The sequence below is a fragment of the Williamsia deligens genome (assembly GCF_024171765.1).
In the GTDB taxonomy this organism is placed as follows: domain Bacteria; phylum Actinomycetota; class Actinomycetes; order Mycobacteriales; family Mycobacteriaceae; genus Williamsia_A; species Williamsia_A deligens.
In genome coordinates, this window is the sequence record NZ_JAMTCI010000001.1 from 3,051,178 (window position 1) to 3,076,191 (window position 25,014).

Annotated in this window: 24 protein-coding genes and 2 tRNA genes; 17 read left to right on the forward strand and 9 right to left on the reverse strand. The window is 71.0% G+C overall.

Annotated features, from left to right (window positions below; genetic code table 11):
• Position 1: 1 nt before the first annotated feature.
• The 4 genes from LX14_RS14100 to LX14_RS14115 all read left to right on the forward strand — a co-directional run bounded on the left by LX14_RS14100 (position 2) and on the right by LX14_RS14115 (position 2,673).
• Positions 2-832, forward strand: a complete 831-nt coding sequence (locus LX14_RS14100; protein ID WP_253647790.1) for an alpha/beta fold hydrolase — start codon at positions 2-4, stop codon at positions 830-832.
• A 4-nt stretch (positions 833-836) separates the two neighbouring features.
• Positions 837-2,324, forward strand: a complete 1,488-nt coding sequence (gltX, locus tag LX14_RS14105) for a glutamate--tRNA ligase (RefSeq protein WP_253647791.1) — start codon at positions 837-839, stop codon at positions 2,322-2,324.
• 89 nt (positions 2,325-2,413) lie between these two features.
• Positions 2,414-2,485, forward strand: a tRNA-Gln gene (locus LX14_RS14110).
• Between the two features lie 115 nt (positions 2,486-2,600).
• Positions 2,601-2,673: transfer RNA gene (locus LX14_RS14115), tRNA-Glu, on the forward strand.
• 55 nt (positions 2,674-2,728) lie between these two features.
• Here LX14_RS14115 and LX14_RS14120 read toward each other — a convergent pair.
• The 3 genes from LX14_RS14120 to LX14_RS14130 all read right to left on the reverse strand — a co-directional run bounded on the left by LX14_RS14120 (position 2,729) and on the right by LX14_RS14130 (position 4,345).
• A complete protein-coding gene (locus tag LX14_RS14120; protein ID WP_253647792.1) occupies positions 2,729-2,911 on the reverse strand; it encodes an Lsr2 dimerization domain-containing protein in 183 nt (60 codons plus the stop codon).
• Positions 2,912-3,014: 103 nt separating this feature from the next.
• Entirely contained in the window at positions 3,015-3,512 is a 498-nt protein-coding gene (locus tag LX14_RS14125; RefSeq protein WP_253647793.1) for a PPOX class F420-dependent oxidoreductase, read from the reverse strand.
• A gap of 77 nt (positions 3,513-3,589) precedes the next feature.
• On the reverse strand, positions 3,590-4,345 hold the full coding sequence (locus LX14_RS14130) for an IclR family transcriptional regulator (protein ID WP_253647794.1): 756 nt from the start codon (positions 4,343-4,345) through the stop codon (positions 3,590-3,592).
• Positions 4,346-4,399: 54 nt separating this feature from the next.
• Between LX14_RS14130 and leuC the strand changes: the two genes are divergently transcribed.
• The 3 genes from leuC to LX14_RS14145 all read left to right on the forward strand — a co-directional run bounded on the left by leuC (position 4,400) and on the right by LX14_RS14145 (position 7,305).
• The gene (gene leuC / locus LX14_RS14135; RefSeq protein WP_253647795.1) at positions 4,400-5,842 is read left to right on the forward strand and encodes a 3-isopropylmalate dehydratase large subunit; all 1,443 of its coding nucleotides are present in this window, start codon (positions 4,400-4,402) and stop codon (positions 5,840-5,842) included.
• 26 nt (positions 5,843-5,868) lie between these two features.
• On the forward strand, positions 5,869-6,456 hold the full coding sequence (gene leuD, locus LX14_RS14140) for a 3-isopropylmalate dehydratase small subunit (protein ID WP_253647796.1): 588 nt from the start codon (positions 5,869-5,871) through the stop codon (positions 6,454-6,456).
• A gap of 168 nt (positions 6,457-6,624) precedes the next feature.
• Complete coding sequence (locus tag LX14_RS14145) at positions 6,625-7,305, forward strand: HU family DNA-binding protein (RefSeq protein ID WP_253647797.1); 681 nt, start codon at positions 6,625-6,627, stop codon at positions 7,303-7,305.
• A 91-nt stretch (positions 7,306-7,396) separates the two neighbouring features.
• Here the strand turns inward: LX14_RS14145 and LX14_RS14150 are convergent, their stop codons facing one another.
• The 3 genes from LX14_RS14150 to cofC form a co-directional block, all read right to left on the reverse strand.
• Positions 7,397-8,293, reverse strand: coding sequence for an NUDIX hydrolase (locus LX14_RS14150; RefSeq protein ID WP_253647798.1), 897 nt, complete (start codon positions 8,291-8,293; stop codon positions 7,397-7,399).
• A 12-nt stretch (positions 8,294-8,305) separates the two neighbouring features.
• Complete coding sequence (locus LX14_RS14155) at positions 8,306-10,471, reverse strand: RNA degradosome polyphosphate kinase (RefSeq protein ID WP_253648030.1); 2,166 nt, start codon at positions 10,469-10,471, stop codon at positions 8,306-8,308.
• 127 nt (positions 10,472-10,598) lie between these two features.
• Entirely contained in the window at positions 10,599-11,285 is a 687-nt protein-coding gene (gene cofC, locus LX14_RS14160) for a 2-phospho-L-lactate guanylyltransferase (protein ID WP_253647799.1), read from the reverse strand.
• A 166-nt stretch (positions 11,286-11,451) separates the two neighbouring features.
• On the opposite strand from cofC, the gene LX14_RS14165 reads away from it, so the two are divergent.
• Entirely contained in the window at positions 11,452-12,450 is a 999-nt protein-coding gene (locus LX14_RS14165; protein ID WP_308214119.1) for an NAD(P)H-dependent glycerol-3-phosphate dehydrogenase, read from the forward strand.
• Positions 12,451-12,580: 130 nt separating this feature from the next.
• Here the strand turns inward: LX14_RS14165 and LX14_RS14170 are convergent, their stop codons facing one another.
• The gene (locus LX14_RS14170) at positions 12,581-13,099 is read right to left on the reverse strand and encodes a DUF3515 domain-containing protein (protein WP_253647800.1); all 519 of its coding nucleotides are present in this window, start codon (positions 13,097-13,099) and stop codon (positions 12,581-12,583) included.
• A 127-nt stretch (positions 13,100-13,226) separates the two neighbouring features.
• Here LX14_RS14170 and LX14_RS14175 point away from each other — a divergent pair, with 127 nt between their 5' ends.
• From LX14_RS14175 to LX14_RS14185, 3 genes are read left to right on the forward strand one after another with little or no spacing between them, the layout of a single operon-like run.
• Positions 13,227-14,216, forward strand: coding sequence for a thiamine-phosphate kinase (locus tag LX14_RS14175; protein ID WP_253647801.1), 990 nt, complete (start codon positions 13,227-13,229; stop codon positions 14,214-14,216).
• 9 nt (positions 14,217-14,225) lie between these two features.
• Positions 14,226-14,747 (forward strand): gamma carbonic anhydrase family protein, encoded by a 522-nt coding sequence (locus LX14_RS14180; protein ID WP_253647802.1) that lies wholly within the window; start codon positions 14,226-14,228, stop codon positions 14,745-14,747.
• 16 nt (positions 14,748-14,763) lie between these two features.
• Positions 14,764-15,447, forward strand: coding sequence for a uracil-DNA glycosylase (locus tag LX14_RS14185; protein ID WP_253647803.1), 684 nt, complete (start codon positions 14,764-14,766; stop codon positions 15,445-15,447).
• Positions 15,448-15,457: 10 nt separating this feature from the next.
• On the opposite strand, the gene LX14_RS14190 is transcribed toward LX14_RS14185, so the two are convergent.
• Both LX14_RS14190 and rpmB read right to left on the reverse strand, forming a co-directional pair.
• Positions 15,458-16,246, reverse strand: a complete 789-nt coding sequence (locus LX14_RS14190; RefSeq protein ID WP_253647804.1) for an enoyl-CoA hydratase-related protein — start codon at positions 16,244-16,246, stop codon at positions 15,458-15,460.
• A gap of 7 nt (positions 16,247-16,253) precedes the next feature.
• Complete coding sequence (gene rpmB, locus LX14_RS14195; protein ID WP_253647805.1) at positions 16,254-16,445, reverse strand: 50S ribosomal protein L28; 192 nt, start codon at positions 16,443-16,445, stop codon at positions 16,254-16,256.
• A 92-nt stretch (positions 16,446-16,537) separates the two neighbouring features.
• On the opposite strand from rpmB, the gene LX14_RS14200 reads away from it, so the two are divergent.
• The 6 genes from LX14_RS14200 to LX14_RS14225 all read left to right on the forward strand — a co-directional run bounded on the left by LX14_RS14200 (position 16,538) and on the right by LX14_RS14225 (position 24,944).
• Positions 16,538-18,268, forward strand: a complete 1,731-nt coding sequence (locus LX14_RS14200) for a DAK2 domain-containing protein (RefSeq protein ID WP_253647806.1) — start codon at positions 16,538-16,540, stop codon at positions 18,266-18,268.
• Positions 18,265-20,571 carry an ATP-dependent DNA helicase RecG gene (locus LX14_RS14205; RefSeq protein WP_253647807.1) on the forward strand — a complete coding sequence of 769 codons (2,307 nt, stop codon included), beginning with the start codon at positions 18,265-18,267 and terminating at the stop codon, positions 20,569-20,571. The genes LX14_RS14200 and LX14_RS14205 overlap by 4 nt, the downstream gene beginning before the upstream one ends.
• A gap of 31 nt (positions 20,572-20,602) precedes the next feature.
• Positions 20,603-21,283: an HNH endonuclease family protein gene (locus LX14_RS14210; protein WP_253648032.1), complete on the forward strand. Its 681-nt coding sequence runs from the start codon at positions 20,603-20,605 to the stop codon at positions 21,281-21,283.
• A 111-nt stretch (positions 21,284-21,394) separates the two neighbouring features.
• Positions 21,395-22,627, forward strand: coding sequence for a glutamate-5-semialdehyde dehydrogenase (locus tag LX14_RS14215; RefSeq protein ID WP_253648033.1), 1,233 nt, complete (start codon positions 21,395-21,397; stop codon positions 22,625-22,627).
• Positions 22,624-23,535 carry an AAA family ATPase gene (locus tag LX14_RS14220; protein WP_253647808.1) on the forward strand — a complete coding sequence of 304 codons (912 nt, stop codon included), beginning with the start codon at positions 22,624-22,626 and terminating at the stop codon, positions 23,533-23,535. Before LX14_RS14215 ends, LX14_RS14220 begins: the two co-directional genes overlap by 4 nt.
• Positions 23,532-24,944, forward strand: coding sequence for a VWA domain-containing protein (locus tag LX14_RS14225; RefSeq protein WP_253647809.1), 1,413 nt, complete (start codon positions 23,532-23,534; stop codon positions 24,942-24,944). Before LX14_RS14220 ends, LX14_RS14225 begins: the two co-directional genes overlap by 4 nt.
• Positions 24,945-25,014: the final 70 nt, after the last annotated feature.

Consider the following 25,014-nt stretch of genomic DNA (forward strand, 5'->3'; position numbering starts at 1 on the left):
CGTGCCGCCGACCCCACCGAGAACGGCTGCCGTCAACGGCATCTCGCTCTCGTACGAGGACGCCGGTCAGGGTCCACTCGTGGTCATGGTGATGGGCACCGGGAGTCCGGGCCGTGTGTGGAAGGCCCATCAGCAGCCCGCGTTGGTGCGCGCCGGCTACCGGGTCGTCACCTTCGACAACCGGGGGATCGCCCCGTCGAGTGAGTGTCCCGAGGGCTTCGCGATCGCCGACATGGTCGCCGACACCGCCGCTCTCATCGAGCATCTCGGCGCCGGTCCTGCCGCGGTGGTGGGCACCTCGCTCGGCGCCCGTATCACCCAGGAACTCACCCTCGCCCGTCCCGACGTGGTCCGCTGCGCGGCGATGATCGCGACCTACGGACGCAACGGTCCACTGCAGGAGGCGATCTCCCGCGGCGAACGCGAGATGATCGACCGCGGCATCGTCCTGCCGGACGCCTACCACGCGGCGATCACCGCGCACCTGAACCTCTCGCCGCACACCCTCGCCGACGACGCGTCCGCGCGCGACTGGCTCGACATCATCGAGTTCTCGGGGCAGGCGCGGACCCCGGGTGTCCGCGCACAGTTGCAGCTGCACGACAACGAGGCCGACCGGTTGCAGGCCTACCGGTCCATCTCCCGACCGTCGCTCGTCATCGGGTTCGCCGACGACCGGACCCTGCCGCCGCACCTCGCCCGCGAGGTGGCACAGGCGATCCCGACGGCCGCGTACCACGAGGTCGCCCGCGCCGGCCACTACGGATACCTCGAGCAGCCGGACGAGGTGAACCGGCTCCTCATCGACTTCCTCGGGCGGGCGATAGCCTGAGCGCATGTCGCAACCGACCAACGTCCGCGTCCGCTTCTGCCCGTCCCCGACCGGCACCCCGCACGTCGGCCTCGTGCGGACGGCGTTGTTCAACTACGTCCACGCCCGACACACGCATGGCCGGTTCGTGTTCCGGATCGAGGACACCGACGCCAGCCGTGACTCGCAGGAGTCCTACGACGCGCTCCTCGACGCATTGCGATGGCTCGGGTTGGACTGGGACGAGGGACCGGAGGTCGGCGGACCCTATGCGCCCTACCGGCAGTCCGAGCGCGCCGGGTTCCACCGCGAGATCGTGCAGGAGCTGCTGGCCGCGGGTGAGGCGTACGAGGCGTTCTCGACCGCCGAGGAGGTGGAGGCACGTCACCGGGCCGCGGGCCGCGATCCGAAGCTCGGCTACGACAACTTCGATCGCGACCTCACCGAGGAGGACCGTGCGCGGTACCGCGCGGAGGGGCGCACCGGGGTGGTCCGGGTGCGCATGCCGGATCACGACATCATGTTCGACGACCTCGTCCGCGGCCCCCAGACGGCGCGGGCGGGGACGGTGCCGGACTTCGCGGTCACCCGTGGTGACGGGCGCCCGCTGTACACACTGGTCAACCCGGTGGACGACGCCGCCATGAAGATCACCCACGTGCTGCGCGGCGAGGACCTGTTGTCCTCGACGCCGCGGCAGATCGCGCTGTACGAGGCGCTCATCCGCATCGGCCGCGCGGACGCCGTGCCGCAGTTCGGTCACCTGCCCTTCGTCATGGGGGAGGGGAACAAGAAGCTGTCCAAGCGCGACCCGCAGTCGAGCCTGTTCCATCACCGCGACCGCGGCTTCATCCCCGAGGGTCTGCTGAACTATCTCGCCCTGCTCGGCTGGGGCATCGCCGACGACCACGACGTCTTCTCCCTCGATGAGATGATCGCGGCGTTCGACGTGCGCACGGTGAACTCCAACCCGGCCCGCTTCGACGAGAAGAAGGCGGAGGCGATCAACGCCGAACACATCCGCCGCCTCGCCCCCGCCGACTTCGCCGGTCGACTGCGCGCCTTCCTCGACTCGGCGGGGCTCCTGCCGGCGTCGATCGACGAGGCCGCGTTCGCCACCGTCGCCGAGCTGGTGCAGACGCGGATCCAGGTGCTCGGTGACGCCTGGGGGCTGATCGCGTTCCTCTACACCGACGACGCCGATCTCACGATCGACGAGACCGCCGCACGCAAGAACCTCGGACCGGATGCCGCGCCGGTCCTCGACGCGGCGCACGCCGCGATCGGGGCGGTGACGGACTGGACGACGGAGGCGATCGAGTCGGCACTGAAGGCAGCCGTGGTCGACGGTCTCGACCTCAAGCCGCGCAAGGCGTTCGGTCCTGTCCGCGTCGCCGTCACCGGTTCCCACATCAGTCCGCCGCTCTTCGAGTCGATCGAGCTCCTGGGCCGCGACAGCACCCTGGCGAGGCTGTCCGCGGCGCGACGTGACCACTGCGAAAACGGGGCCTGAACTGCCGGTTTGTGGTGAGGGTGCACGCCCTTGCTATCCTCTTCCACGGCGCTCACCCCGGTCGCGAGTCGATCGAGGAGAGCATCCATTGGGGTATGGTGTAATTGGCAACACAGCGGTTTCTGGTACCGCCATTCTAGGTTCGAGTCCTGGTACCCCAGCGTCGCGCGAGTTCCGATCGGACTGATTTGGTCCGGTCGGGTCGCGCCGATACGCTTCTCGGAGCCCGCCGGGGGTCACCCCCGCCGAGCCGAGCAGCACAGAACGAAAGTTCCTGGCCCCGTCGTCTAGCGGCCTAGGACGCCGCCCTCTCAAGGCGGTAGCGCGGGTTCGAATCCCGTCGGGGCTACAACGCACGAGCCCCCCGACATCGTTGGGGGGCTCGAGTCGTCTCCGGGGTCGGCTCAGCCGGCGCGCCGAGCGCGCACGGGGCGCGAGGCATCCAGGTACTGCTGCATCTCGGCGCGGAACCGCTGCGCGGAGTCGGCATCCAGGTCGACCTCGTACTCGACGCCGTCGACGCCCCAACTGACCGTCTCCACGGCACCCTCGCCGCGCGAGCGCGACCTCTCCTCGAACGTGGACATGGTTCATCCCCCTCGTTTCCGACACAGCGTGAAACGGACGTTACCGACTGGGCCCGACACCCACACTCCATCGTTCGCGGTACACGCCCCGCCGGGGGCCCGGTCAGAGGAAGGCGGCCGTGCTCCCCGCGACCGGCATCTCGGGCAGGCCGAGCTTGGCGTGGTCCCAGCTGCGGACGCGGTCGGCGACCACACGCACCGCGACCCGCTTGTTCATCATCTGGTCGACGAAGGGGCGTACCTCGTCGGTGTACTCGCCGTTGTACCGCTCCCACACACTGATGCCGACCCGCAGGATGGTGTCGGGGTCGTCGACGATCTCGGCGGTGCCCTCGATGGCCACGCCCCGCAGGCGGTCGTAGGTCACGCCGTCCTCGACCATCACCGACACCGCCGGGTCGCGGCGGATGTTGACCGCCTTCTGCGACTTCGCCTTGGTCTCGAACCAGATCTCCCCGTCGAGCAGCGCGTACCACATCGCGACGAGGTGGACAGCGCCGTCCTTGCCGCGGGTCGCCAGCGTCGCTGTGCGACTCCGCTGCAGGAACTGATCGATCTCGTCGTCGGCCATGACGATCTGTGCGCGCTGGTTCGATCCCACGACGGGGCCTCCTCGGGTCGGGTTCTCCCGTGAACCTACGCGCCGGCCCACAGGCCTCGGCCGATGTGTGGGTCGCGTCAGCCGTGGACGAGTCGCGAGTGGATCGCCTCTGCCGCGGCGAGCAGATCGGCGGCCCATCGGGCGCCCGGTCGGCGGCCCATCCGGTCGATCGGCCCGGACACGGAGATCGCCGCCACCACGTCGCCGCGGGCGTCACGGACGGGGGCGGAGACACTCGCCACCCCCGGCTCGCGTTCGCCTGCGCTCTGCGCCCAGCCCCGCCGGCGGATGTCGACGAGGGAGCGGTCGGTGAACGTGCTCTCGCCCAACAGGGTGCGCTGCGTCGCCGGATCCGCGTACGCCAGCAGCACCTTCGCCCCGGACCCCGCGGTCATCGGGAGTCGTGCGCCCACCGGCACCGTGTCCCGCAACCCGGTCGGCGGTTCCATCGCCGCGACGCAGACCCGCTGCGCGCCCTCGCGTCGGTAGAGCTGCACCGACTCCCCGGTGATCTCACGCAGTCGGGGCAACACCATCAGCGCCGCGTCGCGCACGGCGTCGCCCGCGCCCGCCGCCAGTTCGGCCAGCGCGGGACCCGGGCACCAGCGGCCGGCGCTGTCGCGCACCAGGAGACGATGGGTCTCCAGTCCCATGGCGAGGCGGTGGGCGGTCGCCCGCGGCAGACCGGTGCGCCGGCACAGTTCGCCGAGATTGCGTGGCTGCTCGGCGATCGCACGCAACACGGCCACCGACTTGTCCAGGACGCCGACGCCGCTGACCGTCATCTCCGAGACGTCTCCGGGGGCGTCCAGGGGTGCGCTAGGATGTCCCATAGGCCGATACTAGCCTCCCGAATAGTGAAACACCGCTCGAATGTGGGGACGGACATGAGTACTCCGGAGACGACAGCTCCGCGGACGCTGGCCGAGAAGGTCTGGGACGAGCACGTCGTCCGGGCCGGAGAGGCGGATGCGAGCGGTCAGCGCGATCCCGATCTGATCTACATCGACCTGCACCTGGTGCACGAGGTGACCAGCCCGCAGGCATTCGAGGGTCTCCGCCTCGCCGGTCGCCCGGTGCGTCGGCCCGACCTCACCATCGCCACCGAGGACCACAACGTCCCCACGGTCGACATCGACAAGCCCATCGCGGACCCCGTCTCGCGCACGCAGGTGGACACCCTGCGCCGCAACTGCGAGGAGTTCGGTGTGCGTCTGCACCCCATGGGCGACGACGAGCAGGGGATCGTCCACATCATCGGCCCGCAGCTGGGTCTGACCCAGCCGGGCATGACGATCGTGTGCGGTGACAGCCACACCTCCACCCACGGCGCGTTCGGCGCGATCGCGATGGGGATCGGCACATCCGAGGTCGAGCACGTGCTCGCCACCCAGACGTTGTCGTTGCGGCCCTTCAAGACGATGGCGATCACCGTCGACGGGGAGCTGCCCGTCGGGGTCACCAGCAAGGACCTGATCCTGGCGATCATCGCCCAGATCGGTACCGGCGGTGGGCAGGGGCATGTGCTCGAGTACCGCGGCAGCGCCATCGAGAAGCTCTCGATGGAGGCGCGGATGACGATCTGCAACATGTCGATCGAGGCGGGCGCCCGCGCCGGGATGATCGCGCCCGATCAGACCACCTACGACTATCTCGCCGGACGCCCGCACGCCCCGAAGGGTGCGGACTGGGACGCCGCGGTGGCCCACTGGGATTCGCTGCGCACCGACCCCGGTGCGACGTTCGACGCCGAGGTCCACATCGACGCGTCGACGTTGACGCCGTTCGTCACCTGGGGCACCAACCCCGGACAGGGTGCCCCCCTCGGCGCCTCCGTCCCGGACCCGGCCCAGATGGCCGACGAGACCCAGGCGCAGGCGGCCGAGAAGGCGCTGACGTACATGGATCTCGTGCCGGGCACCCCGTTGCGGGACGTGACCGTCGACGCGGTCTTCCTCGGGTCGTGCACCAACGGCCGCATCGAGGACCTGCGGGCGGCGGCCGGCGTCCTGGACGGCAACCATGTCGCCGACGGCGTCCGGATGTTGGTGGTACCGGGTTCGATGCGGGTCAAGAAGCAGGCGGAGGACGAAGGTCTCGACGCGGTGTTCCGTGCCGCGGGCGCCGAGTGGCGACAGGCCGGGTGCTCGATGTGCCTGGGCATGAACCCCGACCAGCTGGCCCCCGGTGAGCGGTGCGCATCCACGTCGAACCGGAACTTCGAGGGCCGCCAGGGCAAGGGTGGTCGTACACACCTGGTCTCGCCGGCCGTCGCCGCGGCCACCGCGATCCGGGGGCGTCTCGCCGCACCCGCCGATCTCGTCCACTGACACCGAGAGCATCGAGAGGCACCGTCATGGAACCCGTCGTCACACACACCGGGATCGGCGTCCCGTTCCGTCGCAGCAACGTCGACACCGACCAGATCATCCCCGCCGTCTACCTGAAGCGCGTCACCCGAACGGGATTCGAGGACGGCCTCTTCGCCGCCTGGCGCACCGACCCGGACTTCATCCTCAACAACGAGCCGTGGTCGCGCGGGTCGGTCTTGGTGGCGGGCCCCGACTTCGGGACGGGGTCCTCGCGGGAGCACGCGGTGTGGGCGCTCTCGGACTTCGGTTTCCGTGTCGTCATCTCCGCGCGCTTCGCCGACATCTTCCGCGGCAACGCCGGGAAGGCGGGTCTGGTGGCCGCCGAGGTTGAGCAGTCGGACGTCGAACTGATCTGGAAACGCCTCGAGGAGACCCCGGGCACGGAAATCACGGTCAGTCTTGAGGATCGGACGGTGACCGTCGGTGACCTGGTGGTGCGCTTTGCGATTGACGACTACACGCGGTGGCGTCTGATGGAGGGTCTCGACGACATCGGACTGACGTTGCGCCAGGTAGAGGCGATTTCGGCGTTCGAAACCGCACGGCCGCAGTGGAAGCCGACGACCCTCTAGACGGGGGTCGAGGAGCGCTGCGGGGGAGCGCATTCTAAGCTCGACGAGGCCATATTCTCGCGCCACGCCAGGAAATTCGTGCCTGGATCATGGAACTTTGCCATCTCGACGTTTACCGTGTGCTGTAGCTGGCTCAACGTGGGCCACCAGCTTGCGGAGGTTGAACCCATGAACAAGGCAGAGCTCATCGAAGAGCTGACGAAGAAGTTGGACACCGATCGCCGCACGGCGACCGACGCCGTCGAGCACGTCGTCGACACGATCGTTCGCGCGGTGAACAAGGGTGAGAGCGTGACGATCACCGGTTTCGGCGTGTTCGAGAAGCGCAAGCGCGCCGCCCGTGTGGCTCGTAACCCCCGCACCGGTGAGACCGTCAAGGTCCGTCCCACCTCGGTCCCGGCGTTCCGTCCGGGTGCCCAGTTCAAGGCCGTCGTCGCCGGCAAGCAGAAGCTCAGCGCCACCGGTCCCGCCGTGAAGCGCGGCAGCACCGGCACCGCGACGGCGACGAAGACCGCCGCCAAGAAGGCGACCACGGCGGCGAAGAAGACCACTGCCGCAGCGAAGAAGACGGCCACCGCGGCCAAGACGACCGCCGCGAAGAAGACCACCGCGGCCGCCAAGAAGACGACCACCGCGGCCAAGAAGACCACTGCGGCGGCGAAGAAGACCACGCCGGCGAAGAAGGCCACGACCGCGGCCAAGAAGACCACGACGGCGGCGAAGAAGACCACGCCGGCGAAGAAGGCCACGACCGCGGCCAAGAAGACCACGACCGCGGCCAAGAAGACCACGCCGGCAAAGAAGACTGCCGCCAAGAAGGCGCCCGCCAAGAAGGCTCGCGCGCGCTAGATCGGTTCTCCCAGAACGACCTCACGACCCCCGTGCGGGACTTCCCACCGCCCGGGGGTCGTGTCGTCTGTGCTGCCGGGCCCCGCAGGGGTCAGCGCAGCGGGCTGTCCACGTGGTCGGCGGCGACGATCACACCGTCGAGCATCGACACCACCCACATGCTGGCCTTACGGTTTCGTGCCCGGGGCAGGGTGACGCCGTGCTCCGCGGTCCATGCGTGCACCAGGCCCGGGATGACCTTCCCCTGGCTGCACACGATGTGGACACCGTCCGACGCCGCGAGCTCCCGGATCCGTGACAGGGCGGGCCCGGGATCGTCCCGGTACGCCTCCTCGGAGAGCGAGCGCTCGACGACGATGGGAGCGTTGAGCGAGAGGGCCAGCGGTTCCACGGTCTGCAGGCACCGCGTCCTGTCCGCCGAGTGGACGTGCTCGGCCCCGAAAGCGAGCCCCTGGTCGACGATCTTCTCCGCCTGCAACCGGCCCACCCGCTCCAACGGGCGGAGTCGGTCGTCTCCGCGGTAGCGCGACGCCCGTCCCGCCTTCGCGTGGCGGACGATGAGGACGGTGTGCAGATCGGCCGGCAGTCGCCCGAACTCCTTGAGCACCTTGCGGTCCGCGGGATAACTGGCGAGCGCGGCCGCCTCCGCGGGGTCGACCCACCGCATCTCGTCGACCTCGTCGTTCTCGACGAAGTCGCCCTCCAGCCACCGGGCCGACCAGTAGTGGACCACCTTGCGGCCCGCCGAGACGTCATAGGAGACGGTCGTCAGTCGCCGACCGAGACGGGTCAGACAGCCGGTCTCCTCGGCGATCTCCCGTATCGCCGTGGCGACGAGGTTCTCGCCGCTCTCCCGTTTGCCTTTCGGCAGTGTCCAGTCGTCGTAGTGGGGACGGTGGATCATCGCGATCTCGACCCCGCCGTACGACGACACCGGACGCCACACGACACCGCCCGCGGCGAACACCCTGCGCTTCTGCGTTGCCATCCCTGCGACGCCTCAGTCGGCCCTGCTGTGATGCCGGCGCATCAACTGCTGTTGGTGGTCACGGACGTCCTCGCCCGCGGCGGGGGACGCGGTCCAGCCGCCGTTGGACTCCAGCACCCAGCACCGCGTGGTGGGATCCAGTGCGGATGCGAAGATCTCGCCGAGCTCGCGGGTCAGCCGCTGGTCCTTCACCTGCGCCATCACCTCGATCCGACGGTCGAGGTTGCGGTGCATCATGTCCGCCGAGCCGATCCAGTACTCGTCGAGCGCGCCGAAGTGCAGGATGCGCGAGTGCTCGAGGAACTGGCCGAGGATCGAGCGCACCGTGATGTTGTCGCTCACCCCGGGCATCCCGGGTCGCAGTGCGCAGATACCGCGCACGACGACCTCGACGGGCACACCCGCCTGAGACGCACGGTAGAGCGCGTCGATGACCTGCTCGTCGACGAGAGCGTTGGCCTTCAACTGGATCCGGGCACGGGTGTCGCCCGCGGCGTGCCGTTCGATCTCCGCCTGGATCCGCGCGACGATCCCCGATCGCACGCCGTGCGGCGCGACCAACAGGTTGCGGTACTCCCGTTTGCGGGAGTACCCCGTCAGCGTGTTGAAGAGGTCGGTCAGGTCGGCGCCGATGTCCGGGGCGGCGGTGAGCAGGCCCACGTCCTCGTAGAGCCGGGCGGTCTTGGGGTTGTAGTTGCCCGTGCCGATGTGGCAGTAGCGGCGGATGGTCGACCCCTCGCGACGCACGACGAGGCAGGTCTTGCAGTGCGTCTTCAGGCCGACGAGCCCGTAGACCACGTGGACGCCGGCCTGCTCGAGTTGGCGCGCCCACTTGATGTTGGCCTGCTCGTCGAACCGGGCCTTGATCTCGACGAGCGCGACGACCTGCTTGCCCGCCTCGGCGGCGTCGATGAGCGCGTTGACGATCGGGGAGTCACCGGACGTGCGGTACAGGGTCTGCTTGATCGCCAACACCTGCGGGTCGGACGCCGCCTGCTCGATGAAGCGCTGCACGCTGGTGGAGAACGAGTCGTAGGGGTGGTGCACCAGCACGTCGCCCTCGCGCAGTGTCGCGAACACCGACTTCGGCGTCTCGCGTTCGCCGAACGCGGGGTGTGTCGCCGGGACGAACGGACGGTCCTTGAGGGTCGGGCGGTCGAGGCCGAACACCTGGAACAGACACGACAGGTCGAGCAGGCCGGGCACCTCGATGACGTCCGCGGGGTTGACGTCGAGTTCCCGCAACAGCAGCTCGAGCATGTGCTCGCTCATGTCGTCGGCGACCTCGAGCCGCACCGGTGAGCCGAAGCGACGCCGGGCGAGTTCGCGTTCGAGTGCCTGCAGCAGGTCCTCGTCGCGGTCCTCCTCGACCTCGAAGTCGGCGTTGCGGGTGATGCGGAAGACGTGGTGTTCGACGATCTCCATGCCCGGGAACAGGTGATCGAGATGCGCGGCGATGAGGGTCTCCATCGGCAGCAGCAGCGTGCGTGGGCTGCCCTCCGACGGCGGCATGAGGCGGTCGACCTCGACGAAGCGACTGACGTTGTCGGGCACCTTGACCCGGGCGAAGTGCTCGCCGCCCTCGTTGACGTCGCGCACCGTCACGGCCAGGTTGAGCGACAGGCCGGAGATGTAGGGGAACGGGTGGGCCGGGTCGACGGCGAGCGGGGTGAGGACCGGGAACACCTCCTCGTGGAAGTACTCCGCCATCCGATCGCGCTCGGCGTCGGAGAGGTCCGACCAGGAGGTGACGTGGATGTCGTTGTCGGCGAGCGCAGGACGGACCGAGTCGAGGAAGACCCGGGCGTGGCGTTCGGCGATGGTCTGCGTCCGACGCGCGATCATCGACAGCTGGGCGCGCGGCGACAGACCGTCCGCCGACCGCACGGACAGGCCCGTCTCGTCGCGGCGCTTCAGGCCGGCGACGCGGACCATGAAGAACTCGTCGAGGTTGGACGCGAAGATCGCGAGGAACTTGGCCCGGTCGAGCAGGGGCAACGACGTGTCCTCGGCGAGCGCCAGCACGCGCGAGTTGAAGTCGAGCCAGCTCAGTTCGCGGTTGAGGTAGCGGTCGTCCGGGAGATCGGCCGTCTCGTCGGGCAGGAGGGTCGCCGCGGGGGGCGCGACGGGCAGCGTGTCGGTGTCCGCCGGCGTGGTCGGGGCGTCCGGCGAGGTCATCTCCCCGCCGTCCGGCGGGGAGTCGGTCTGCGGGCTGTCCGGTGAACTCACGGGTACATCATGACCCATCCCGGTGCGTCCGCGCCGGGGCACGGGGCTCCGTCGTCGGCGGACGGCAGAGTCGCGGTCAGTGGGGGCAGAGCGCGGCGCCGAGGCCCCGGACCACCGCGTCGGTGCGGGGACCCACGCCGAGCCGGGTCGCTGCGGCGAGGTCGTCGACGGTGTCGACGTCGGTGCGCAGATCCGCCCACCGGTCGACGCCGACGGTCAGGTCGATCGCGCCCGAGAGCCGGTGCGCCTCAGCGGATTCGCGGCCGAACAGCACCGTGCGGTCCAGGGGGTCGGCCAGCACGAGCGCCGCCGTCCCCTCTCCGGACCGATCGGGGACGACTGCACGCGGGTGACCGTCCGCGGCGGCGAGCGCCTCGCGGACCGACGCGGCGCGGATCGCGGGGAGGTCGGCCTGGACCACCATCACCACGGCGTCGGGGACCGCCATGCGGACGGTGTCCACGCCATGGGCGAGGGCGGTGTTCAGCGGACCCGGCGCGCCGGGCCGGGCGCCGGGCGAGGGGTCGGCGACAGCGCGGGCACCGACGGCCTGGGCGGCCGCGGCGACGGTCGCGTCGGGCGTCACCACCACCACGTCCCGGGCGCCTGCGGCGTGGACGACGGCGACGGTGTCGGCGGCCATCGCCAGGACGAGGTCACGGCGGTCGTCGGCGGACAGGACCGGGGCGAGGCGTGTCTTGGCGTCCGACAACCCCTTCACGGCGAGGACCACCGTGAACGCGCGGACTTCCCGGTCGGGCATCCGCCCATGATGCGCCCCGGGACGACTCCGTCGGCCACAGGGGGACTCCGATCGACGCCGGCGGCGGGTGTGAGCCGACCCACTATGGTGTCGGGCAGCGCGCCCACGCCGGGGTGTGCAGTCGTGAGGGGAGGCCACGGTGTCCGCCACCGTCGACGACACAGTCATTGCCCGCGCCGCCGTCCTGGGGTCGGGTTCGTGGGGCACCGCCATGGCTGCCGTCCTCACCGACGCCGGCACGCGCACCACCCTCTGGGCCCGCCGCGACGAGCTCGCGCGGACCATCACCGACGACCACGTGAACCCCGACTACCTCCCGGGGATCGAGTTGCCGGAGGGACTCTCGGCCGTCTCGGACATCGACGAGGCCCTCGACGGGGCCGACCTCGTGGTCTGTGCGGTGCCATCGCAGTCGTTGCGCGACAACCTGTCCCGGTGGAACGGCAGGATCCCCGCCGGCGCGGCGCTGCTGTCGTTGGCCAAGGGAATCGAGAGCGAGACGCTGTCGCGGATGACCGAGGTCATCGCCGACGTCACCGACAGGCCCGACGACCGCATCGCCGTCCTCTCGGGGCCGAACCTGGCCCGCGAGGTCGCGCTGCGGCAGCCGGCGGCGACGGTGGTGGCCTGCCGGGACGAGTCCGTGGCCCGATCCATCCAGAACGCCTGCACCACGGCCTATTTCCGGCCGTACACCAACACCGACGTGGTCGGGTGCGAGATCGGGGGCGCGGTGAAGAACGTCATCGCCCTGGCCTGCGGGATGGCGTCGGGGGCGGGGCTGGGAGAGAACACGCTCGCCTCCATCATCACGCGCGGGTTGGCCGAGACCATCCGTCTCGGTGAGGCGCTCGGCGCGCGCGCGGAGACGTTCGCGGGGCTGGCCGGCGTGGGCGACCTGGTCGCGACCTGCTCGTCGCCGCTGTCGCGCAACCGGTCGTTCGGCGCGCGCCTGGGTGAGGGGCGGTCACTCGAGGAGGCGCAGCAGGCCACGCACGGTCAGGTCGCCGAGGGCGTGAAGTCGTGCTCGTCGGTGCGGGCGCTGGCGGCGGCGCACGGCGTGGACGTGCCTCTGACCGATGCGGTGCACCGTGTCTGCCACGAGGGGCTCCCGGTCCGGGACGCGATCATCGCCCTGTTGAGTCGCAGCACCAAGCCGGAGTGATCGGGCCCCTCACCCCGGGTCGAGCATCGCGAGACCCCATCAGCCCGGGTCGAGCATCGCGAGACCCCATCAGCCCGGGTCGAGCATCGCGAGACCCCCGTCACCCCGGGTCGAGCATCGCGAGACCCCATCAGCCGAGGTCGAGTGATGCCCGCGGCAGGATCTTGTCGATGACGGCGGACACCTCGGAGATGGGCCCGTTGCCGACGTTCAGCGGCAGCCACAGCGCGACATAGGGCCGGTGGTCGACGGCCACCCACAGCGTCCCCCGCGAGTCCTGGGTGGACGAGAACCACTGCACGGGATCGACGACCTGCAGCGCGGCCGTCGGGGCGAGCCCGGGCGGACGGGGCACACCGCACCGCAACTGCACGGGACCGGTGTCGTCGGCGCCGCTGCTCGTCGACGGCCACTCGATCAGGCCGTCGCGCTCGGTCCGGTCGCCGTGGGCGGGGAACGACTTCGGCAGCGCCGCGACCAGCTTCGTGCAGTCCGCGGAGGGTGTCGCGGTCGCCGAGGCGAGGGGGAGTGCGGCGTCGGAGGACGACCCGCCGCGGCCGGCCGCGATGACGATGAACACCACGATGACCACGACCGGGATGGCGACGATGGTCGCGATCAGGGCGGGACTGCGGCGGTCGTCGGCCACTGCGTCTCCCTCCCGGTCGTGCGTCGACGCCGATGGTCGGCGGGATGCATACACTGGCGCCCATTCTCGCCGACCGGTCGTGTACACGGCCACCCCGGGTCGGTGTCGGTGAGCGGAGGCGTGTGCGATGGACGACGCGTGGTCGGGGCGGACCGTCGCCGACGTCGGCGAGCGCGCGGTACTCGCCCGTCTGCGCGAGGTCGCGCAGGTCCATCGGGCGACCGTCGGTTCCGCCGACCCGGTGGTGGTGGGCCCGGGGGACGACGCGGCGACGCTGACGGTGCCCGCCGACCTCGTCGTCAGCACGGACACCGTGGTGCAGGACAGGCACTTCCGCCTCGAGTGGACGTCGGCCTTCGACGTCGGACGCCGCGCGGCGACCCAGGCAGCCGCGGACATCGCGGCCATGGGGGCGGTGGGGACGGGGATGGTCGTGTCGATCGGATGCCCGTCGTCCACGCCCGCCGGGGTCGTCGTCGAGATCGACGAGGGGATCAACGTCGCCGCGTCCGACTGGGGGGTCCGGGTGATCGGCGGGGACCTGGTCTCCACCACCGAGATCGTCGTCACGGTGACCGTCCTGGGCACCACGAACGGCCGCGCCGCGGTGCGCATCGACGGCGCCCGCCCGGGTGAGCGTCTGGCCGTGAGCGGTCCGCTCGGGTCCTCTGCGGCGGGGTTGGCGATCCTGTCCTCCGCGGCGGGTGGGTACCCGGACCTCGTTGCCGCCCACCGTGTCCCGATCGTGGACCTGGCTCAGGGCGCGACGGCCGCGGACGCCGGCGCCACCTCCATGACCGATGTCTCCGACGGGCTGGTGGAGGAGTTGATCACGATGGCTGCGGCGGCCGGTGTCGGGTTCGAGGTCGACGCGCAGAGCATCCCGACGGATCCGCAGCTCGCGGACGCGGCGGGCGCCCTCGGCGTCGACGCGGTGCAGTGGGCGCTCGGGGGAGGCGAGGACCATCAGTTGCTGGCGACGTTCCCCGCGGCGGTGCCCGACGGGTGGACGGTGATCGGGTCCGTCGTCGAGCCCGCCGCCGCCGTGGACGACCGCGTCCGTGTCGACGGGCGTCCGCCGCACGTGCATGGATGGAGCAGCTTCGGCGACCGATAGATTGCCCCCATGGCCATCTACGCCCTCGGCGACCGCGTGCCGGACATCGCCGACGACGCCTACGTCCACCCCGACGCGTGTGTGATCGGAGCCGTCGTCCTCGGCCCGGGGTCCTCGGTCTGGCCCGGCGCCGTGCTCCGCGGCGACTACGGCACCATCACCGTCGGCGCGATGACGAACATCCAGGACGGGACGGTGGTGCACTGCACCCCCATCCATCCGGCGGTGATCGGAGAGCGGTGCGTCCTCGGGCACAACGCCCACCTCGAGGGAGCGACGGTGGGCGACGACTGTCTGATCGCGTCGGGGTCGGTGGTGCTCAACGGCGCGACGGTCGGCGACGGTGCGGTGGTCGGGGCGGGTGCGGTGGTGCCGTTCGACTTCGTCGTCCCCGCCCGCGCCATGGCGCTCGGGGTCCCCGCGCGGATCCGCCAGGGTCACGAGGTCGCGGAGGGGCACGTCGCGATGAACGTGGAGATGTACCACGCGAACGCCGAGTACTACCGCAGCGAGTTGCGGCGGATCGACTGATGGGCAGGACCGTCTGATGGCCTCCACCGCACGACCGTTGTCCGACCTCGTCGACGCCGAATGGGCGCAGGCGCTCGCCCCGGTCGAGGGGCGCATCGCCGAGATGGGGGAGTTCCTGCGCGCCGAGGTCGCGCAGGGGCGTCGGTATCTCCCTCCCGGCGACGCTGTGCTGCGGGCCTTCACCCGGCCGATGAGCGCGGTGCGCGTGCTGATCGTCGGGCAGGACCCGTACCCGACCCCCGGACATGCCGTCGGTCTCAGTTTCTCCGTGGCACCCGACGTCCGGCCGGTCCCGCGCTCACTGCAGAACATCTTCACGGAGTACTGCGAGGACCTCGGTCATCCTCGTCCGCAGAACGGTGACCTGTCGCCGTGGGCGGACAACGGGGTGCTGCTGCTCAACCGTGTCCTCACCGTCGCGCCGGGATCGCCGGCGTCCCATCGCGGGAAGGGGTGGGAGGCGGTCACCGAGTGTGCGATCAAGGCACTCGTCGCCCGCGACGCACCGTTGGTCGCGATCCTCTGGGGCAAGGACGCCGGCTCATTGCGGGAGTGGATGCCCGACGTGCCCACCATCACCTCGGCGCACCCGTCGCCGATGTCGGCCTCGCGGGGGTTCTTCGGGTCGCGTCCGTTCTCTCGGGCGAACGACGCTCTCGTCGAACTCGGTGCGGATCCGGTCGACTGGCGACTGGCCTGATCGCAGCGGTTCAGCGCGAGAAGTCGGGGCGACGCTTCTCGACGAACGCGTCGACCCCTTCGACGCCGGTCGGGGTGCCCGCGAGACGGGAGATCGATTCCGCCTCGGCGTCGAGCTGGTCGTGCAGGGTCGCATCGGGCGATGCGGACAGCAGTCGGCGGGCGGCCCGCAAGGCGGGACGGGGTCCGGTGGCCAGCGACGACGCGATGGTCTCGGCGGTCGACAGCACGTCGTCGTCGGCGTCGACGAGTGATCCCACCAGTCCCCAGGATGCGGCGTCGGACGCGGTGATCACGGCGTCGGTGAGGATCACGAGGTGGGCGCGTCCGCGCCCGATGATCCGGGGCAGCATCCACGTCATGCCGCCGTCGGGTGAGAGGCCGATGCCCGGGTAGGCGGGTCGGAAGCGGGTGCCGGGTCCGCCGACGACGATGTCGGCGTGGCAGGCGATGCTCATCCCGGCGCCGGCGGCCCACCCGCGGACAGCAGCCACGACGGGGACGTCGGCCGCGGTCAGTGCACGCAGGAATGCGTGGAACGCGTCGGCGACCGACCGGATGAAGGCGGGGCGGTCGTCGGCGGCCGCGAACGAGCGGACGTCGCCACCGGCGCAGAAGTTCGACCCTGCTCCGTGGAGCAGGACGACGGCAGCATCGAGGTCGCCGGAGGCGACGCGATCCAGCTCACGGGTGGCGGCGAGAAGCGCCTCGGCATCCAGGGGATTGCCGGGGGCGGGCGACGAGACCCGGATGAACAGGACGCCGTCGGTGAGACGGGTGACGTCCTGCGGTTCGGTCACGGCAGCGTCAGCCGCGGGTGACCTTGCCGGCCTTCAGGCACGAGGTGCACACGTTGATGCGCTTGCGATTGCCGGGCGAGACCTGGGCGCGAACGGTCTGGATGTTCGGGTTCCAGCGTCGGTTGGTACGGCGGTGCGAGTGGGAGACCGACTTGCCGAAGCCGGGGCCCTTGGCGCAGACGTCACAGACGGCAGCCATCGTCGAACTCCTCGAGTGGGGGACAGTGTGCTCGTCGGGGCAGGTGGGACGGTGTCCGACGCGCCGCACGACAACCCTGCAAGGATAGCGGCATGACCGCGATCGGGCCAAATGACGCCGACGCCGGCGGACGCGTGGGCTCGTCCGGCGGCCCCGCGGCGGCAGGTCTGGACGCCGGCGTCCTGCGGGACTGGTTCGAGGCGTGCACCGACGCCCTCGCCGCGGTCCGCGCCGAGATCAACGACCTCAACGTCTTCCCGATCCCCGACTCCGACACCGGCAGCAACATGCTGCACACCATGACGGCGGCAGCCGACGCACTCGACGAGGTCGACGTCGCCGCACCGGCGGCGACCGTCCTGCGGGCTGCGGCCGACGCGGCCGTGGCCCAGGCGCGGGGCAACTCGGGGATCATCCTGTCGCAGGTGCTGGTGGGGCTCGCCGACGCGGCCGGGATCGAGACCGTCGACGGCGTGCTGTCCTTCAACCGGCTGTGGGCGGCCGGACTGGGTCTGGCGACACTCGCGGCGACGCGCGCGGTGAGCGAACCCCGCGAGGGGACGGTGCTGACCGTGCTGCGCGAGACGGCGCGGACCGCGACCGCGGAGGCCGCGACATCGTCGCCCGGTGACCTCGCGCGTGCCGTCGCCGACGCCTGCGCCGACGCCCTCGACCGCACCACCGGTCAACTCGCCGAGCTCGCCGCCGCGGGTGTCGTCGACGCGGGTGGCCGCGGTCTGCTGGTCCTCCTCGACGCGATGGTCGAGGTGCTCACCGGGGTCGCGGCCCCGCGCCGCCGGTACGAGGGCGCGCTGGTCGGGGGTGGCGACACCCGCTCGCATGCGATCGCCACCGACGGCTGCGACGACGTCTCCTCGGAGATGGACTACGAGGTGATGTACGCGATCACCGGGGCCGATGCCGCGCGCATCCCCACGCTGCGGTCGGCTCTCGACGAGCTCGGCGACGCCGTCGTGATCGTCGGCGACAGCAGCGGTGACACGGGGGAACGCTTCTCGGTCCACGTGCACACCTGCGACGCGGGCGCCGCGGTGGAGGCGGGCCTCGCGGTCGGCCGCGTCGGCGACATCCGGATCACCTGTTTCGTCCTCGACGCGCACAAGGCCTCCACGGGCCCGGCCGATCGGTTGCCCACCCGTCGTCGTGCGGTCGTCACGGTGGCGTCCGGTGACGGCGCGGCGGAGCTGTTCGCCTCCGAGGGTGCGCACGTCGTGCGGTCGGGACCCGACGGCGCCGTGGTCGACGCCGAGCAGATCGCGCAGGCGATCGTCGACGTGGACGCGGCCCACGTGGTCGTGATGGCCAACGGCTCGGTGCCCGCCCCGGATCTGGTCACGGTGGCGGCGTCGGCGCGCTCGGCGCACCGCGCGGTGGTGTTCCTGCCGACGCTGTCGATGGTGCAGGCCCTCTCGGCGCTGGCCGTCCACGACATCACCGCCGCCCCGGACGCCGACGCGTACGCGATGGCCGAGGCCGCCGCGGCGACCCGACGGGGTTCGGTGGTGACGGCGACCGAGACCGCGCTGACCCTGGCCGGGACGTGCGAACCCGGTGATCTGCTGGGACTGATCGGCGTCGACGTCCTGGTGATCGGGCCCGACCAGGTCTCGGCGGCCACCGCGCTGGTCGACCTGATGCTGGGGACCGGTGGGGAACTGGTGACCCTGCTTGCCGGCGCCGACATCGACGACGGCGTCGTCGAGGCCGTCGAACGGCACGTCGCGAGCGCCCACCCCGGCGTCGAGTTCTCCGCCTACGAGGCGGGTCAACCGGGTGAGGTGCTGCAGGTGGGCGTCGAATGACGGTGCGTCACGCCGACTCTCCCGCAGTTGTCGTCGGAGATGCTCTGGCGCAACGCCTCTCCGAGGAGCTCGGCGTCCAGACGGTCGGTGAGCTCCTCCGCTACACGCCGATGCGCTATGTGCGACGGGGGGAGTCGAGCGGGGCGAGTCTGCCCGAGAAGGGGGAGTGGCTGACCCTCGTCGGCACCGTCACCCGCGCCGACGAACGTCGGATGAAGCAGCGGTCCGGCACGTTCCTGTCGGTCACGGTCGACGACGGGCTCCGGACCTACGGCGTCACCTTCTTCAACCCCCGTGTGATCAAACGCGTCCTGCGCCCCGGGGTGCGGCTCGTCGTCGCCGGGACGGTGGGCTACTTCCGGGACCAGATCCAGCTCACGCACCCGGACTGGCTGGTCCTGCCCGACGCCGGCGCCCCCGCGCTGGACGCGGTCGGGTCGCCGATGCTGGCGGCGATGGCCGCGGACGCCACGAAGGGCACCGGTGTCAACGGGGAGGGTGCAGAGGGAACGAGTTCGGGCGGCCTCGAGATCGACCCCGCCGACTTCGACAGGCCCGTGCTGCCGATCTACCGCGCGACGAAAGCGCTGCAGACGTGGACCATCTGGAAGGCGATCCAGCTGGTCCTCGACGCGGTGGCGTTCGACGACGACGCCCTCACCGAGTCCGAACGGGCGGAGCGGGAGCTCATCACCACCGCCGAGGCGATCCGCCGGATCCACATGCCGGAGTCGCAGGAGGACATCGACGCCGCGTCCACCCGCCTCCGGTTCGACGAGGCGCTGGCCATGCAGGTCGCCCTCGCGCAACGCCGATTCGCCGACCGGGGACGCGTCGGCCCCGCCTGCGAGCACGTCCCCGGACGCCTCGAGGACAGGTTCGTCGAGCGGCTGCCGTTCACCCTCACCGCCGGCCAGCGGACGGTCCTCGACGAGATCTGCGCCGATCTCGACGGCGGTGAGCCGATGAGCCGGCTCCTGCAGGGCGAGGTCGGCTCGGGCAAGACCCTCGTGGCACTGCTGTGCATGCTGCGGATGGTCGACAACGGACGCCAGTGCGTCCTGCTCGCGCCCACGGAGGTCCTCGCGGCGCAGCACCACCGCACCATCAGTCGCATGTTGGGCGAGCTGGCGATCGCCGGGGAGCTCGGTGCCGACCCCGACGCGACCGCGATCGCGCTGCTGACGGGGTCGCTGAAGACCCAGGCACGAAGGGAGGCGATGCTCGCGACTGTGACCGGCACGGCAGGGATCGTGATCGGGACGCACGCGCTCCTCGAGGAGAAGGTCGAGTTCTTCGACCTCGGGCTGATCGTCGTCGACGAGCAGCACCGGTTCGGCGTGGAGCAGCGCGACACCCTGCGCTCCCGTGGACGCGGCGACGCGATCCCGCACATGTTGGTGATGACGGCGACGCCCATCCCGCGGACCATCGCGATGACCGTCTACGGCGACCTCGAGACCTCCACGTTGCGTGAGCTGCCTGCGGGACGACAGCCCATCACCACCAACGTGGTCCCCGCGGCCAGGGAGAAGTGGGAGCGACGCCTCTGGGAGGTCGTCGACGAGGAGGTGCGGGAAGGACGTCAGGTGTACGTCGTGTGCTCCCGCATCGGCGACGACGGCACGCCCGAGGGTGCGCGGTCGGCGAAACGGGCGGCCGAGGGTCAGGGCGACGACCGGTCGGGTCGGCCGACCACGTCCGCCGTTGACATGTTCGCCCAGCTCACCGGGGGACCACTGGGACGGCACCGGATCGAGCTGTTGCACGGGCGTCTGCACCCGGAGGACAAGACGGCGGTCATGGACGCGTTCACCCGCGGCGAGGTCGACATCCTCGTGTCGACGACGGTCATCGAGGTGGGCGTCGACGTCGCCAACGCCACCACGATGGTGATCGTCGACGCGGACCGCTTCGGTGTCAGCCAACTCCACCAGTTGCGGGGTCGCGTCGGCCGCGGTGGCCTGCCCGGGCGCTGCTTCCTGCGCACGTCCGCCTCGGACGGTTCGCCCTCGATGGAACGGTTGACCGCGGTCGCTGCGTCCAATGACGGGTTCGAGTTGGCGCGCATCGACCTGATCACGCGCCGGGAGGGGGATGTGCTCGGTGCGGTGCAGTCGGGATCGACCTCCTCCCTGCGGTTCCTCTCCCTCGTCGACGACGTCGACGTCATCGACGACGCGCGGGGGTTCGCCGCCGACGTCGTCCGGGACGACCTCACCCTCGCCGAGCACCGACCTCTCGCCGACCTCCTCGACGCCGTCATGGGACCGGCGCGGGTCCGGTACCTGGACAAGTCCTGACGATCCGCCGCGACGCAGTCGCCGCCGTCCACTGTCGGTGCGGGCCTGGATCACACTCGCCGTCTGCGCCGCGCTGGCGGTCGTCGTCGCCGCGCAGACCGTCACCTCCCGCCCGCCGCGCGGTCCCCGCGTCGACGCCGGTCCTGCGCTCGCCGTGCTCGCACAGATCGCCACCGTGCCGACGCGGGTGCACCGGGACGACTACGACCGCACGGCGTTCGGACCGGCCTGGGCGGACGGGTCGCAGGCGGCGTCGGCCGGGAACGGGTGTGACACCCGGGACGACATCCTCGACCGCGACCTGACCGACAAGACCTACGTCGCGACCCCCGCCTGCCCGCGCGCGGTCGCGGCGGGCGAGATGCACAGCCCCTACACCGGCGACTTCATCGCGTTCCGGCGCGGCCGGGACAGCGGGGGGACGGTCCAGATCGACCACATCGTCCCGCTGGCCTATGCGTGGGACATGGGGGCGTCGGGATGGGATGCGCCGCTGCGGCTGACGTTCGCCAACGACCCCGCGAACCTCGTGGCGGTCGACGGCCGGTCCAACCAGGACAAGAGCGACTCGCCGCCGGGGGAGTGGCTGCCGCGGCGGCGGTCGTTCCGATGTCGGTACGCGGTGCAGTTCGTCGTGGTGACGGCGACCTACCGCCTCACCGTCGACGCCCGCTCGGCGGGCGTCCTGCGGTCGGAGTTGCGCCGGTGTTGACCGCGGTGGAGCGGGATCGATGGTCGGGCGGCGCCGCGTTAGTCTCGTGCGGTGAGTGCCACCACCGTCTCCGCCGGTCTCGACGCGGCCGCAGCAGTCCCCGACCTCGACATCACCGCGCAGGTGGACTCCGCCGCCCGCGCCGCCCGGGTCGCCGCTCGTGGACTGGCCCGTGCGACCACCGTGACCAAGAACGCGGTGCTCACCACCGCGGCCGGTCTGCTCCTCGACCGCACCGACGAGATACTCGCCGCCAACGCGCGGGACCTCGCGCGCGCCGAGGCAGCCGGGACCTCGGGGAGCCTGCTGGACCGGCTGCGTCTGACCCCGGAGCGCGTCGCCGGGATCGCCGGCGGGCTGCGACAGGTCGCGGGCCTGCCGGATCCGATCGGTGACGTGATCGCGGGCAGGACACTGCCCAACGGCCTGCGACTGCGTCAGGTGCGGGTCCCGCTCGGCGTGATCGGGATGGTCTACGAGGCCCGTCCCAACGTGACCGTCGACGCGTTCGGCATCGCGTGCAAGTCCGGCAACGCCGTGCTGCTGCGGGGGTCGTCGTCCGCGGCGGACTCCAACGCCGCACTCGTGGCGATCCTGCGTGCGGCCCTCACCGAGCACGGCCTGTCGCCCGACGCGGTCACGTTGCTCCCGTCCGCCGACCGGTCGAGCGTCACCGCGCTGATCCGGGCGCGGGGTCTCGTCGACGTCGTGATCCCCCGCGGCGGAGCCGGTCTCATCGCGTCTGTCGTCCGGGACGCCACGGTCCCGACCATCGAGACCGGGACCGGCAACTGCCATGTGTACGTCGGTGCCGCCGCGGATCTCGATGTGGCCGAGTCGATCGTCGTCAACGCCAAGACGCGACGCCCGAGCGTCTGCAACACCGCCGAGACCCTCCTGGTGGACGCCGCGATCGCGCCGACCGCCCTGCCGCGGTTGCTGTCCGCGCTGCAGGCGCACGGCGTGGTCGTCCACGGCGACGAGGAGGGGATGACGCCGGCCGACGACTCCGACTGGGCCGACGAGTATCTCAGCCTCGACATCGCGGTCAAGGTGGTCGACGGGCTCGACGCCGCCATCGACCACATCGAGCGCTGGGGAACCGGTCACACGGAGGCGATCGTCACCGAGGACCTCGCCGTGGCCACCGAGTTCACCGACCGCGTCGACGCCGCGGCGGTGATGGTCAACGCCTCCACCGCCTTCACCGACGGCGAGGAGTTCGGTTTCGGTGCGGAGATCGGCATCTCGACCCAGAAGCTGCACGCCCGCGGGCCCATGGGGCTGCCCGAACTGACCTCGACCAAATGGGTCGTGTGGGGCGAGGGACAGGTGCGCGCATGACCGGGACGCCCGTCGCGGGCGGGCCCGTGGTCGACCCGTTCTTCACCGACACCACCTCGGTCCGCACCCGACTCGCCACGACGGGCTACCTCGCCGACGACGCGACGACCACCGCGGTCTTCCTCGCCGACCGGCTCGGCAAACCGCTGCTGGTGGAGGGCCCGGCCGGCGTCGGCAAGACCGAACTGGCACGGGCGATCGCGACCACCGCGGGCGCGGAACTGATCCGGCTGCAGTGCTACGAGGGCATCGACGAGGCGCGGGCGCTCTACGAGTGGAACCACGCCAAGCAGATCCTGCACATCCAGTCCGTCGGCAACCGTGGCTGGGACGAGACGAAGGCCGACATCTTCTCCGAGGAGTTCCTGCTCCCGCGTCCGCTGCTGCGGGCCATCGCGCGCGAGGAGCCGACCGTCCTGCTCATCGACGAGGTGGACAAGGCCGACGTCGACGTCGAGGGTCTGTTGCTCGAGGTGCTCAGCGACTTCGCCGTCACCATCCCGGAGATGGGGACCGTGACCGCCCGTCGTCGGCCTGTCGTGCTGCTGACGTCCAACGCGACGCGCGAGTTGTCCGAGGCGCTCAAGCGGCGGTGTCTGTACCTCTACATCGACTTCCCGGACCCGACACGGGAGCGGGAGATCCTCGCGTCCCGTGTCCCACAGCTGCCGGAGTCGTTGGCGCGCGAGATGATCCGGATCATCGGGGTGCTGCGGTCGCTGGACCTGCGCAAGAAGCCGTCGGTCGCCGAGACCATCGACTGGGGCCAGACCCTGCTCGCCCTCGGCGTCCCCGACAGCCGCCGTGGCCGGCTCGACGACTCGGTGCTCGAGCGCACGCTCGGCGTGGTGCTCAAGCACCGAGCCGACCTCGCCGCCGCGGCCGCGGAGCTGAAACTCGGCCGATGACCCGTCCCGGCCCCGAGCCCCTCGTCGACCACCTCACGGGGTTCGTCGACGCCCTCCGGGACCGGGGGATCGAGGTCGGGCCCTCGGCCCTCATCGACGCCGCGTCGGCGACATCGGTCCTCGACCTGTTGGACCGCAGCGCATTCCGTGAGGGTCTGGCGTGCACCCTGCTGACCGAGCAGATGCACCGGCCGACGTTCGACGCCACCTTCGACCTGTGGTTCCCGGCGGGCACGGGGGCGCGCACCGGGGTCGAGGACCTCCCCACCGACGACGACGGCACGCACGACGTCGACGCCATCCGGCAGATGGTGGCCGATCTGCTCGCCGACGGTGAGGCGGAGACCGACGGCCGCCTGTCGGACATGATCGCGGCGATCGTGGACCAGATCGGTCGGTACGAATCCGCGCGGGGGGAGGCGTTCTCGACCTATCAGGCGATGTCGACGATCCGCCCGCAGACGCTGATCGCCCGGATCGCCGCGGCGATGGCCGCCGCCGCGGGGGACGACGAGGACGGGGGCACCGGCGCGCGGTACCGCCGCGCCGCCGCCGGACGGGTGGACCGCCTCGGCGAGCTGGTCTCGGAGGAGACGCGCCGACGGATGGTGGAGCGGTCCGGACGCGACCGCGTCGCGGAGTACGCGGTGCCGACGCTCCCCGAGGACATCGCGTTCCTGTCCGCCGGGAGGTCCGACGTGCTCGAGCTCCGCAAGACCATCGACCCGCTCGCCCGGTTGTTGGCGGCGAAGCTGGAGATCCGACGTCGACGCGCCCGGCGCGGGGTCGTCGACGTGCGCAAGACGTTGCGCGCGTCGATGTCGACCGGCGGTGTCCCGATCGAGCTCACCTACGCCCGCCCCCGCCCGGGTCGGCCCGAGCTCGTCATCCTCTGCGACGTGTCCGGCTCGGTGTCCGGCTTCTCGCAGTTCACCCTGCAGCTCGTCGCGGCGCTGCGTCAGCACTTCTCGGCCGTGCGGGTGTTCGCGTTCGTCGACACCGTCGACGAGGTCACCGACTGGTTCGACCGCAGCGCCGACAGTGACGTGCACCTCGGCTCGGTCATCCACGACATGCTGTCGAAGGCCCGTCTGATCACCCGCGACGGTCACTCCGACTACGGCCACGCCCTCGAGGGATTCGTCGCCGACCACCTCGACTCGCTCACGCACCGGGGTGCGCTGCTCATCCTCGGCGACGGTCGCACGAACTACCACGACCCCCGGTTCGCCGCGCTGCGCACGCTGGTGGACCGCGCGCGGCACGCGTACTGGCTCAACCCCGAGTCGGAGGCGCTGTGGGATTCGGGCGACTCCGTGGCCTCGGACTACGCGCGGATCATCGAGATGCACGAATGCCGCAACGCCCGTCAGCTCGCCGGGGTCATCGGCGGGTTGCTGCCGGTGTGAGCGTGTCGAGCACCCCCGTAGACTCCGCAGGCATGCCCGACGAGCGCGACCAGTCGCCACAGCCCGCCGC